General features: G+C 37.5%; 12 protein-coding genes and 1 pseudogene. 8 read left to right on the top strand and 5 right to left on the bottom strand.

Annotated features, from left to right (window positions below):
* Positions 1-81 precede the first annotated feature (81 nt).
* The 3 genes and pseudogenes from NO346_RS02315 to NO346_RS02305 all read left to right on the top strand — a co-directional run.
* On the top strand, positions 82-1,356 hold the full coding sequence (locus tag NO346_RS02315) for a replication-associated recombination protein A (protein WP_256414110.1): 1,275 nt from the start codon (positions 82-84) through the stop codon (positions 1,354-1,356).
* A 131-nt stretch (positions 1,357-1,487) separates the two neighbouring features.
* A complete protein-coding gene (locus NO346_RS02310) occupies positions 1,488-2,606 on the top strand; it encodes an acyltransferase (protein ID WP_256414083.1) in 1,119 nt (372 codons plus the stop codon).
* A 23-nt stretch (positions 2,607-2,629) separates the two neighbouring features.
* A pseudogene (locus NO346_RS02305) lies at positions 2,630-2,995 on the top strand (amidohydrolase family protein); the annotation flags it as partial.
* A 98-nt stretch (positions 2,996-3,093) separates the two neighbouring features.
* Here NO346_RS02305 and purC read toward each other — a convergent pair.
* The 3 genes from purC to dapA are packed head-to-tail and all read right to left on the bottom strand — an operon-like array spanning position 3,094 to position 5,361.
* Complete coding sequence (gene purC / locus NO346_RS02300; protein ID WP_004659747.1) at positions 3,094-3,813, bottom strand: phosphoribosylaminoimidazolesuccinocarboxamide synthase; 720 nt, start codon at positions 3,811-3,813, stop codon at positions 3,094-3,096.
* A gap of 36 nt (positions 3,814-3,849) precedes the next feature.
* Positions 3,850-4,452: a hypothetical protein gene (locus NO346_RS02295; protein ID WP_034602567.1), complete on the bottom strand. Its 603-nt coding sequence runs from the start codon at positions 4,450-4,452 to the stop codon at positions 3,850-3,852.
* Positions 4,453-4,467: 15 nt separating this feature from the next.
* On the bottom strand, positions 4,468-5,361 hold the full coding sequence (gene dapA / locus NO346_RS02290; RefSeq protein WP_005157049.1) for a 4-hydroxy-tetrahydrodipicolinate synthase: 894 nt from the start codon (positions 5,359-5,361) through the stop codon (positions 4,468-4,470).
* 290 nt (positions 5,362-5,651) lie between these two features.
* Here dapA and pncA point away from each other — a divergent pair, with 290 nt between their 5' ends.
* The 3 genes from pncA (at position 5,652) to NO346_RS02275 (ending at position 7,693) form a co-directional block, all read left to right on the top strand.
* Positions 5,652-6,284: a bifunctional nicotinamidase/pyrazinamidase gene (gene pncA / locus NO346_RS02285; RefSeq protein ID WP_005157046.1), complete on the top strand. Its 633-nt coding sequence runs from the start codon at positions 5,652-5,654 to the stop codon at positions 6,282-6,284.
* Between the two features lie 91 nt (positions 6,285-6,375).
* On the top strand, positions 6,376-6,840 hold the full coding sequence (locus tag NO346_RS02280) for an Lrp/AsnC family transcriptional regulator (RefSeq protein ID WP_087537270.1): 465 nt from the start codon (positions 6,376-6,378) through the stop codon (positions 6,838-6,840).
* A 214-nt stretch (positions 6,841-7,054) separates the two neighbouring features.
* Positions 7,055-7,693 carry a YitT family protein gene (locus NO346_RS02275; protein WP_256414081.1) on the top strand — a complete coding sequence of 213 codons (639 nt, stop codon included), beginning with the start codon at positions 7,055-7,057 and terminating at the stop codon, positions 7,691-7,693.
* A gap of 292 nt (positions 7,694-7,985) precedes the next feature.
* On the opposite strand, the gene iteS is transcribed toward NO346_RS02275, so the two are convergent.
* Both iteS and NO346_RS02265 read right to left on the bottom strand, forming a co-directional pair.
* Positions 7,986-10,274: a S8 family anti-phage peptidase IteS gene (gene iteS / locus NO346_RS02270; RefSeq protein WP_151723432.1), complete on the bottom strand. Its 2,289-nt coding sequence runs from the start codon at positions 10,272-10,274 to the stop codon at positions 7,986-7,988.
* Positions 10,275-10,286: 12 nt separating this feature from the next.
* Positions 10,287-11,411: an AAA family ATPase gene (locus NO346_RS02265; protein ID WP_151738818.1), complete on the bottom strand. Its 1,125-nt coding sequence runs from the start codon at positions 11,409-11,411 to the stop codon at positions 10,287-10,289.
* A gap of 266 nt (positions 11,412-11,677) precedes the next feature.
* On the opposite strand from NO346_RS02265, the gene NO346_RS02260 reads away from it, so the two are divergent.
* The gene (locus NO346_RS02260) at positions 11,678-12,355 is read left to right on the top strand and encodes a hypothetical protein (protein WP_151738819.1); all 678 of its coding nucleotides are present in this window, start codon (positions 11,678-11,680) and stop codon (positions 12,353-12,355) included.
* Between the two features lie 152 nt (positions 12,356-12,507).
* Positions 12,508-12,768, top strand: a complete 261-nt coding sequence (locus NO346_RS02255) for a hypothetical protein (RefSeq protein WP_256414080.1) — start codon at positions 12,508-12,510, stop codon at positions 12,766-12,768.
* The last annotated feature ends 76 nt before the right edge of the window (positions 12,769-12,844 follow it).

Raw genomic sequence — 12,844 nt, 5'->3', positions numbered from 1 at the left:
ATGTCGCATGGTTGCAGATTCAAATTGTAGATTTGGATCAGACGCAATAGACTAGGATAAAACAGTATAAAGTCCGTGATGATGTCAGATACGCATATTCCTTTACCTGAACGCTTACGCCCTCGTGATTTGTCCGAAATCATCGGGCAAGATCATTTGCTCGGTGAGCATGCACCGTTACGCCAAATGATTGATCAGGGGCATTTGCCTTCGATTATCTTTTGGGGGCCGCCAGGGGTGGGTAAGACTACAATTGCTTTGTTATTGGCACAGGCAGTTGATCGCCCTTTTATTAGTTTATCTGCATTAAATACGGGCGTAAAAGAGCTGCGCGAAGTGATTGCGGAAAGCGGTGATCTGCTTACGCCAGTAGTGTTTATTGACGAAATTCACCGTTTTAATAAATCACAGCAGGATGCCTTACTGGGTGCGGTGGAGAAAGGCAAAATCACTTTGATTGGTGCAACCACAGAGAATCCATCTTTTGAAGTGAATAGTGCACTGCTTTCTCGTTGTCAGGTCTATACCCTGAATAGTCTGGATACGGATGCGATTCAAACCCTGATCAATAAAGCCATTCAAAGTGATAAGTTTTTGAAAGAGCGTTTTATTCAGATTGAAGAATATGATGCGCTGATTCAATTTGCTGCGGGTGATGCACGTAAAGCGCTTAATTTGATTGATTTAATTGCCAGTACTTTTGAGGCAGACGTTGAAAATATCGTGACCAATGCAATTGTGGTTAAAGTCGCACAGCAGAATATTGCCCGTTATGACAAATCAGGTGAGCAGCATTATGATTTGGTTTCGGCATTTATCAAATCGATTCGTGGTAGCGATGCGGATGCGACCCTATATTGGATGGCACGCATGCTCAAAGGTGGTGAAGACCCTGTTTTTATTGCACGTCGAATGTTGATTGCAGCATCGGAAGATATTGGCAACTCGAATCCGAATGCCTTGTTGTTGGCAGGTGAGTGTTTCCGTTCAGTACAAGCGGTCGGTATGCCTGAAGCACGGATTATCTTAGGTCAATGTGCCGTATATCTCGCAACCAGCCCGAAAAGTAATAGTACCTATCTCGCCATTAATCGCGCTTTGGAGCTTGCCGAAAAAACTGCGAATTTACCTGTGCCGTTGCATCTACGTAATGCGCCAACCAAATTGATGAAGCAACAAGGTTATGGCGTGGATTATCTCTATCCGCATCATTATCCTGAGCATTTTGTTTTACAGGAATATTTGCCGCCTGAGTTGCGGGGTACGAAGCTGTATGAGCGAGCCTTAAATAAACGTGAAGTTGAAGCCGAACGTTTGCAGCAACGCCGTTGGCAGCAGGAACAACAGCAGCAATGATATAATGACCTTGTTCCAATCTCTGATTTGAAAGGATAGCTTGGGCATTCTTTTTTTTGTAAGCGCCCCTAGACAGGTCAGGGAAAAAGGTCGCATTATCGCCGTTTATCACGGATGATAAAGTTCCATCAATGTCCACCCAAAAAATTAATGCTGCGGAAAGTATTCGGGGTCTGGCCTGCCTTGCAGTGGTGTTGTCGCACCTGTCGCTGACATTCTTTCCACAACTGCATAATTTTGGAGAAAGTGCGGTTCCGCAATATGCTTTTTTCGCCCAGTTGCATAACTCACCACTGGCATTTTTCTATTCAGGAACAGGCGCGGTTTTTGTGTTCTTTGTCCTGAGCGGCTATGTCTTGAGCCTTTCCAGTTTAAACAAGCCAAATGCAACTGAACGATTAAAAAAGTCATTGCTGAAACGTTATCCACGTTTGGCTATTCCCGCGTTTATCTCTTGTATTATTGCCTACCTCGTGTGTTTCCTTCCTGTTGATGTTTCGCATGTTTCTGAATGGGGGGCCGCTTTGGCAAATCCTCATCCAAAATTAAGTATAGCTTTGTATGAGGGCAGTATCGGAGCGTTTTTATTTGGGGACTCAAGCTATAACTGGGTGTTGTGGACGATGCAGATTGAGCTGCTCGGTTCATTGGTAATTTATTTCGCCAGTTATTTTTATAGCAAACGACCGATGCTTGCAGGTCTGTTCTTGCTGTTGAGTATTGCGATAGCCTATACGATTTCACAAACAGTATTACTCGGTATCCTGAGTTTTATTTTAGGTATGGGTTTACTTCTATATGCATCAGAATTAGCAACAGGGCTATCTGTGTTGCTATTCACGCTGGGGCTATATTTCTGTGGTGCGCATAACGAGAGTTTGAGTTATCGGATTTTTGCTCAATTTTTAGGTGAGCAAACCTACGATTATCTGAATTTTATTGGCGGTTTTTGTATCGTGTATGCGGTATTAAAAGGCAAATGGTTAGCACAATTTTTTGATTCACCATTTTTAGTTTTCTTAGGCAAGATCTCATTTTCTATTTATTTGATTCATCTTGCTGTGATTTATGCTTTAGCAATTCCTTGTTTTAATCTATTTCATATTCAATTGGGTTTTTCGTATTGGGTAGCGGGTCTGTGGGCGAGTTTGTTTACAGTGATGATAAGTATTGTTTTAGCTACTCCCTATAGTCGCTATGTGGATGATATTGCAATTAAAGTCTCTAGTAGGCTTACAAAGATATTTTAATTTCATAGTATTCATTTCGTCCTCAAACGATTCGTGACGATCAACTGGATCAACTGAAAGCCTTGGATATTATTCCATCTTTCTTCTCATGGCATACGTTCTATTGGGGGGATTGGCATCGTCAACAAACCTTAGGTGAGGCGAGAGCAGCACGCATTTCACCAACGGCAAGTGCTTTGAAGAAACAGCTTATTTTTACAGAGCATCATGATGCACCTGTTGTGCCGCCGAATAGTTTGATGATGTTAGATGCAACTGTAAATCGAGTGACACGCAGTCATTATTTATTAGGTGCAGATGAGTGCGTGAGTCCCTATATGGCTTTAAAATCGATGACGGATTGGGCAGCTTATCAATTTTTTGAAGATGAACATAAGGGCACGATAACTTAAGGGAATCTGATTTATCAGAAACTGGGAAATTAGATAAACCAATAAAAAACCAGCCTAATCAGGCTGGTTTTTTATTAAGAACGGCAGCTTAAGGCTTAGATATTATCTAAGTTAATGCCTAAACGTGCAGCAACTTCTTCATAAGCCTCAACCACACCACCTAAACCTTGGCGGAAACGGTCTTTGTCTAATTTTTTCTTGGTGTCTTTATCCCATAAACGGCAACCGTCTGGAGAGAATTCATCACCCAATACGATACGATCGTGGAATACACCGAATTCAAGTTTGAAATCAACAAGAATCATATTACCTGCATCGAATAATGCTTTCAGTACATCATTCACTTGGTAAGTCAGTTCTTTCATTTTTTCAAGTTGAGGTGCTGTTGCCCAACCTAAAGCAATTGCTTGAGATTCATTGACCATTGGGTCGCCAAGCGCATCATCTTTGAAGAACAATTCAAATGTTGGTGGTGTTAACTCTTTACCTTCTTCAACACCTAAACGGCGGCATAATGAACCTGCTGCGTAGTTACGAATAACACATTCAACAGGGATCATTTGTAATTTCTTCACAAGCACTTCTGTTGGAGAAAGTAACTTTTCAAAATGAGTTTCGATACCCGCTTCAGCCAACTTTTCCATGATGAAGGCATTAAAACGGTTGTTCACCTTGCCTTTACGATCTAGTTGCTCGATTTTTTCGCCATTGAATGCTGATGCATCATCACGAAAGACTAAAATCAGGTGATCAGCATTATCTGTTTCATATACAGATTTTGCTTTACCAGTATAGAGCAAGGTTTGTTTTAACATGGGGGAACCTTTTGAAAAAGTATGCCTAGTAAACGACTAGGCTGGCCAATTTTGGTAAATCTGGGTTAATACTTCAGCTGCAACGGCAGGGTCTGCAAATGTTGTATCAAGTTTGAATAGCGCAACTGTATTGCTTGAGCCTACAGCCGATAATTTAAGTAGGTAATTTTGATCACCTACCTTAATCGTTGCTTCATAGCCATTTTCTGCTTGTGAAATAACTTTGTAGTTGAGGCTGCTCAAGGTTGCAAAAGTATATTGCCATGCACTTGCGGTCGGGCCATCAACTTTGAGTAATGGGTTTTTATTCCCATCAGTGACAAGCTGTGGGCGACCCACTGTTGAAGCGGTTGCTGAAGTATTATCGGCTGAATTTTGCATCGCTTTTGGACGAGGCAATGCATAGCGGTTGCCACTTTCATTTTCAAGCTTTGGTGCATGCTCAATTGCAAGTGGATCAACCGTAGGCGCTGGATACAATGGCGTAAATGGTCTTGCCGTTATGCCCTCAGGAAATTTGAGTGGTTCAAGTGCTTGTGCTTTTTTATAATCTAAAGAATGATTATTGAGGGCAAAACGACCACAACCAGCCAAACTTAAAGCTGAAATGACTAGGACAACACCAAGACGTAATTGCATCATAAATTGCTCGTATTAAATAATTCCCGCAGCTTTTAAATCTGTGCGGAGCGGTTCACGATATTGTTGTGCTAGAGCGGTTAATGGTAGGCGAATACCTGTACCAATTGAGCCCATCTCATGCAATGCCCATTTCACAGGAATTGGGTTTGATTCGCAAAACAAAATATTGTGTAGATTTGCAATTTGTTGATTCAAGCTTTGTGCTTTTGCTTTATCTCCAGCTAACGCAGCTTCACAAATTTCGCTCATTTGCTTTGGTGCAACATTGGCTGTTACAGAGATATTACCTTTTGCACCCAGTAAAATCAGTTCCCAAGCAGTTTCATCATCACCTGAATAAACAGCGATTTTATTATTTAAACCTTCGATGAGGGCTTGACCACGTGGTACATCGCCTGTTGCATCTTTAATACCAATAATGTTTTTAACATCAGCAAGACGAATAACGGTTTCGTTTTGCATATCGACACCAGTACGACCTGGTACATTATAAAGAATTTGTGGAATATCAACGGCTTCAGCAATTGCTTTGTAGTGTTGATATAGGCCTTCTTGTGTTGGTTTATTATAATATGGCGTAACGAGTAAGGCCGCATCAGCACCTAATTCTTTTGCAGCTTTAGTCAATTCAATCGCTTCACGCGTTGAATTTGCACCTGTGCCTGCGATAATTGGAATACGTTTGTTGGCTACACGAATCACTTCTTTGATGACTTGTGTGTGTTCTTCCATGCTTAATGTAGACGCTTCGCCCGTCGTGCCGACCGCAACAATACTATGTGTACCTTGTTGGATATGCCACTCAACGAGCTTCTCAAGACTCTTCCAATCTACGCTGCCATCTTCAAACATAGGGGTGACGATTGCGACAATTGAGCCTTGAATATTCTGTGCTAGCTGAGTCATTTTAAAAAACTATCCTATTTTCCCATCCGAGATTGAATTAGTTGAAACGAAATATTGGATGGTTGCAGTATTTTGATTGGTCATCCAACAATTCGATCGGGTTGAATGACAATTACGCAAATTATGACTGATCGGAGGCATAAGAACAATATGCTTTAGTCAAACTGTGGAAAACTTTAATTCATCTTTATCTTGAATCGTTTTCATCTTTTGTAAAAGTGAAAACATGAGTAGCCAGAACATAATCAGCAGGGTATTGTAAAAATACAAGCTTAAAACTGGAGCATGCTATGCAGACACAAACTCATCATGTCGCATTAATTGTTGTTGATGTCCAAAATGGATTTACTCCTGGGGGGAATTTGGCCGTTGCAAAAGCAGATCAAATTATTCCGATTATTAATCAACTTGCAAAAAAGTTTGAGCATATCGTGCTGACACAGGACTGGCATCCTGAGCAACATATTTCTTTTGCAGATAATCACGACAATAAAGTACCGTTTGAAACCATTGAATTGCCGTATGGTACCCAAGTGTTATGGCCGAAACATTGTGTTCAAGGCACTCACGATGCGGAATTTCATCCTGATTTGGATGTTCCAACTGCACAACTGATAATTCGTAAAGGCTTTCATCCAGATATTGATAGTTATTCTGCTTTTATGGAAGCAGATCGTAAAACTCCAACAGGTTTAAAGGGTTATTTAACAGAACATCAAATTGATACAGTATATATCGTAGGGATTGCCACAGACTTTTGCGTGGCGTGGACCGCCTTAGATGCTGCACAGATGGGCTTTAAAACTTATGTCATTGAAGATGCCTGTAAAGCGATTGATTTGGATGGTTCACTACAAAGCGCATGGCAAAGAATGTTAGAGCAGGGGATTGAGCGTATTCAATCGACTACAATTTTGTCATAAGCTTGAGCCGCTTGATCCAAAGGCGTTAAACTTATAAAACTGATAAATCAATATCAGTTAAACTCTAACTTCAGACAGAATTGAGCGTTTTATGTCAGTCGAACTTGATGATTTTGATCAGAAAATTATTCATTATTTACAAATGAATGGAAGATTAGCTAATCAAGAATTAGCAGAATTGGTGGGATTATCAACTTCTCAATGTTCACGTCGTCGTATTCAGCTTGAACAAAATAAAATTATTACGGGTTACTATGCGCAAATCGCATTAAGCGCAGATCCGACACCGATCATGGGTATTATTGAAGTGAAATTGCAAAACTACAATGATGCGACACACGATCGCTTTGTTGACTTTCTTTTAAATGAACCTGCGGTGAAAGATATTCATAAACTCACAGGAAGTTATGATTTTGCACTGAAGGTTGCAGTCAAAAATTTAGATGAAATGGTCAAATTGATTGGGATTTTGTCATCTAGTAACTTTGGCGTCAGTAATTTAAATACATCGATTGTGTTGGAAAAATTAAAAGAAAATGGGATTGCGATTAAGTAAAAAAATCTTTCTCTTAGATGAATACCATTCAAACTGAAGCATTCGACGGTGTTGCATAAAGATTATTCAAAAAGGATATTTTGAGTATAAATTGCATTTATGGTGAAAATATAAGAATAAATTGCGAAATTTTAATAAAAATGATCAAATATACCATGTCTTTCTTTGAAAGATCTTTCTCCCTGCTGCTGTTCTCCTATTGAGTTGTATCCTTATGAATACCGATCAGAATATATCTTTGGTCAGTCCAGTCATGCCCGTGATTGACCAACACTCTAAGATTGAAGATGGATTGGCCATGTTAATTGGTACATTCATTCTATCGTTTGCCATGAATTTATTGCAGCAAGCAGGGATTATGACAGGTGGTACAGCGGGCTTATCGTTGTTGATCCACTATATTACCGACCTGAAGTTTGGCATCTTATTTTTCCTGATCAATATTCCATTTTATTATTTTGCTTATAAAAAAATGGGCATGGCATTGGTGGTCAAGACATTTATTGCCGTTGGATTATTAGCTGGTTTTACTGAAATTATTCCTCATTTTTTTCAGTTGTCAGAGGTCAATCCAATCTATGCAACGATTTTTGCGAATGTGTTGATGGGGGTAAGCTTTCTGATTTTGTTTCGCCATCGCTCAAGCTTAGGCGGCATCAACCTCTTGGTTCTATATTTACAAGAACGCTTTAGCATTCCAGCAGGTAAAGTGCAGATGGGAATTGATGTTACCATCTTATTAGTTTCGTTGTTTTTCGTAGATTGGAAATTGATTCTAATTTCAATTTTAGGAGCTGTTATTTTAAATTCAATTATTCTTTTGAATCATAAAAGCAGTCGGTATGTGGCTTAAATCTGATCATCAATGGCAATAAAAAAGGAGGGCTAACCTGTACGAGAGTAATAAAGTATCATCCTAAAATCAACACAAGTTATTGATTTTAGGTTTTTAGCAAGATTCTTACGAAAAATAAAGTATCATCTTATAAGCTATTCTGATCTTTAAATTTCAGTAAACTTAGTAATAAAGTATCATCTTAGCTATAGATCCATAACTTGGTATTAGAATCAATGCGCTTTTACTAAATAGTTAGTCTCAAGTAAAGAGAAAATTAAATCTAAGCTCACTAGTTTTCAAAGCTAAGTTATGGTCGCAGTCTTAAATGGTTATCTATAGGTTGTACTACCCAGCCTAATTTGCGTAATTGTTGGAATGTTTCATTATAGACTGGTAACTTATCATCTAATGCTCTTATAGTTAATACAAGCGTAGCATTTTGTGCATGATCAGGCTTATCTTCCTCAGCCCGGCGCATAACTTTCATTTTTAAACGCCAAGTGTCAACACCTACACCTCGAGGGAATTTCTTATAATATGCTTTAACCGGTGACCATTTGAAACCATGTTCTATTTGTGCTGCTTCATATCTCTCACTAATATCATCGGGTGTTGCGGGAACTAAACTATGAAATTCTGGTGCACTTTTCTTCTTTAAATCATAGCTACCCATTCCGACATCAACATTAGTTCGACAATATTCAGAAGCAAACCCTTTATTTGTTAAAGGTGAATAAACTAGAGTCATTAAAATTTCACCCTTGAATTTACCTTGGGGTGTTAATAGGCATGAGGCCATTGGAAAAGGTACTTTCTCAAATTCAAACCCACCATGTCGGACATCTACGTTAAAAAACAATGTAACTGTATGTGGATCACAATATAGAGTATCTGTAATATCTTGAGGTCTACCAAAGCCATAATAATTAAGATTATCTGATGATACTTTCTGTGAATTGGATACTAATGCAGAATGTATTAATAGTGCTTTGACCATTTCAGGTGTAACAACTTCTGTTTTATTCTTTGCAAGAAAATGATAAATTTCGGCAGCTAAGCTACTAACTATAGGTGTGGCAAAACTAGTTCCTATCGATTCACATAATGTATCATTTGGCCCTAAACTGATAACGCCTGTTTGAGTATAGTTACCATTAAGGCAATTATTTCCACCGTAATGAGTAATTTCAGGCTTAGGAATAAAGCATGGTCCTGGACCAATTCGAGAAAATGGTGAAACCTCTTCATTTCTAACTAGTGTTAAAGCAGTCTCTTTGTGTGCAAGACTTCCAACAGTTAGTCCTCTAATTGAATCAGCAGGCGAAGATACTCGATTCTCTTTTGTAAAAATAGAATTACTCATAGTTGGCCAACAACTACTATTACTCTGATTACCAGAGGCTATTACAAATAAGCATTGATACTGATCATGCATTTCATCAAGAAAACAAGCAAAATCAGAAAAATCGGTTTCACTTACAGGATTGGATGCACCTAATGATAGATTCCAGACTTTAACATCAGGATATTTAGGGATAATTTCTTCAATAGTTGATACTAATTCAATTTCTGAAATGTTCCCATCTTTTGGAAAAACATTTACATCCACTATTTTTGCTTGTGAGGTGGGAAATCTGCCATCATTATGGTTTAAAGCGCGACTATTGACTACTAATCCAGCAACCATCGTACCATGTTGATAATCTTCCTCTCCAAGAGGCACATAAGTTTCTCTAGCAATAATCCATGGAGATAGCAAAGTATTATTTGGACAAATACCTGAATCAATTATACCCACTATAGGGTATTCTCTGTTGTGCTCAGGCATTGGAAAAGTTGTTGAATCTGCCTTACTCAATATATTCATGGGACTTAGAATATCTAGAGGTTGATAGTAAGGCATGGGTAACACAGATCTTAAACCAATGAAATTTCCTAAAGCCTTTTTTGCATTCGAATCTTGAGTTTTAGCAACATATAGGTTTTCATTACTTCCATATGCTAGTTTTTCTAAAGTAATGTTATATTCTTCAGCCAATGCAAATAGGGCTGTTTTCAGTTTCTGATTTTGTGCATCATTTTGATGGTCAAAAACCGATAGTTTGATACGATTGTCCTGAATCTTGTCGTTTAATTCATTCCAATCATGTTTATGTAATCTCTCATTTTCAGTAAAAGGTTCTATTCTCTCAATAGTTGATATGTTTGCTGTAGTTTTCTGAGCATTTGCTGTTAAGATTCTTTTCTTTAATTCATTTAAACCTTTTGGTGTCGCACTAATTAAAATTTCTCCGAATCCCATTGTGCCAATAATAGGACAGGTTGATTTTGTGAATAATGAAGTTGGACGATGTGATTTAGCTAGAGCTTCTTCTTTTAGTGTTACTTTCGCTACTGCTGGTAAGTCTGACCAACGTTCAAACTCTGATTTAAAGAATTTAAATGTATTATCTGTTTGGTCTGCTAATTCTTTGCGCCTTCTAGAGCTAGCTCCATTGCCGAAAATTTTTGGTTCTCCACCACCTGAATTCATAGGAGGCCTATGATCTTGGGCAGAGGGTTTAATGACTAGAATTGGATTTTCATTTTTAATCATCTTTATTATCCTTTATTTTTGATTCAAAATATTTGATACTTTCCCTGATGAAATATCAAATAATTTTGCTAACTTAGCTCCTGTAAATAATTTAGGATTCAATTCTCGCAAAATTTTAATTTTTTCTTCAATCGGGATGTCTTTAGATATAATTTCATCATATTGATTATGAACGATTTTGAATACTAGTTCATCAGTTTCTACGATATTTTTACCATTGAGAATAGCAGTTCGTATAGCGGCTTGACAGGCTTGTTTAATAACAGCACCACTAATTCCATGACTTGCTTCAACCACATTTTTTAGGTTTTTAGGAGAATATTTACCTAAAAACTTTGTTATGAGTTCTTCCCTTAAAAGTTTATCTGGCAAAGGTATTTGAATTCGATATGCAAAACGTCTCCATACAGCAGGATCAAGTAGTTCATGATGATTTGTAGCTGCGAGTAGTACTGTACTAGTAGGTAAAGAATCAATATTTTGGAGTAAACTCACCACAACTCGTTTTAACTCACCGAGTTCGTGTTGATCATCTCGAGCTTTTGCTAAAGCATCAAATTCGTCTAAAAAGAATACACAAGGGCGACTAGCAACATGTTCAAATAAACTTCGTAAATTCTTGGATGTAGAGCCTAAATAGGATGAGATTAGGGAGTCACATCGAGCTGTGATTAGAGGTAAATCTAGTTTAGCCGCAATATGATTTGCTAAAACAGTTTTACCACAACCTGGAGGTCCATAAATTAGCATAGATGGAGCTATCCCCACACCTTCATTCTCTAGTACACTAGATTTGTCTATAAAGCTTAGAAACTCATCAATTTGGTTCTGGATATATAAATTAAATATAACAAGATTATTTTCTAATATGGGATGAGTCTCATCTCCTAATGACAAACGACTTTCACCATCTATAGGCAATGAGTTACTTATGATGCCAGATTTTAAAGAGGCCGTTGAGTAACTATGAGTAGATGCTAGAGAGTTATTGATTTTCTTTCGAATATTATCTGCTTGCCTTATGAACCCGTCTTTTTCTAGTTTGTCAGCCAATAATGAAGCATATGAAGTTACCTGAGTAGTATTACCCGTAATTCCTCCTTCTATAATTTTTAGAACTTCTGTTGCATGGTTCATGCTTTAACCTCAAAAAACAAGCTATTCATTTCACCCTGTCAATCATACATTAAAAAATGAATAAATATTAAATAATTTGAATATTTTTGGTAAAATTTGAACAAATTAATAAATATTTGAATATATTGTTTGATTTTTTGAATGTTGAGATTTATTGTTAGCCTTATGCTCTCAGTCCCATCAATTTTGACTATGTTCTAACAATTCTAGAAATTGGCGATAGGTAGGCAATATGAAACTATCCAATAAAGTACAAAAGGTGTGATATGACTCTTCAAAGATTTTTGATTGAAAATTATGGTCCAAATGTTGATGCTTTTAAGATGGCATTGGCTGAGGCAATAAAATTTTCACGTTTAAATGGTATTAGCCAAATCACTTTAGTTATATCTGCCAAAGGTGGTTTTCCTGGCACTATAATTGGAGAGTTCTTTGGCGATCGAATTTCTAAGTTATTGTGTAAAGGGGGAGTTGTAGATTTAGGGCATGGAATATCAATGAATCTAGAAATTCCTCGCAATCTTTCTTCGCATAAAAATTTTGGCACTTTACTGGCTACTTACTTATCAGAGGAAGATATGTCCATTATTGATGCTCTAAGAACAGTTCAAGCAGTCGTATATTTGCCTTGGCATGAAGAGGAAGGGAAAAAATGGTTAGCATGTTGGAGTCCAGTTATCTGGGGTAATTCTTCTTGGATAATTAAACCTTTGACTTTTACGCAAGATATTGAAGAGGCTTTAAGCCGTTTAACCAAAGTAATAAACTTATCTACAGGGTTAGCCCATCCATCTGATAAAGAATTTGCCAAGCGTATGTTCCTAAAATTGAAAAATGAAGGACATCAAGTAGAACCTGAAGATGTTAAATTTTGGGCAATTAAAAATGGTTGGCAGGCTAGACATGCTAAAGAGTTGGAAAAGTTAGCAACTAAATATTTTTGATAGTATGGGTTAAACTGAATAATTAGATTTTGAGGTTAATCTCCAATTACATTTGTAAAGATTAATCTCTTCATGATGTAGAATAAATCTCACCAGTGAAAGTGATTTTATCCTAATAGCTCTGTTAAAATTTTCTGAGTTTAGTCTTAATTATGAACGATTTATTAAAAAATATTTTAACAGTTTTAAAGGATAAAGGGCCTTTAAAAGCATCAGAAATTGCTAAGGTTCTTGGAAAAACGAAGAAAGATTTGAACCCAACGCTTTATGCAGCATTAAGAAAATTGGATGGTTTAATGAAGAGTGACAAGGATGTTTGGAGTTATGAAGAACATCAGTTGGTCAACATTTCTTTTGATTGTTCAGCTAGTTGGTTAAGTGCAGATATAGTTGAACAAAAGCTTAGACAGTAGTAAGCATCCGCTGAACCCCATGCCTATTTTTTAATTCGGTTTAGGTTTCCAGCGGTGTGGCAGTAATTCTTCAATC

It is taken from the genome of Acinetobacter sp. 5862 (assembly GCF_024494585.1).
Classification (GTDB): Bacteria; Pseudomonadota; Gammaproteobacteria; order Pseudomonadales; family Moraxellaceae; genus Acinetobacter.
This window is presented reverse-complemented; position numbering and strand designations above follow the sequence as displayed.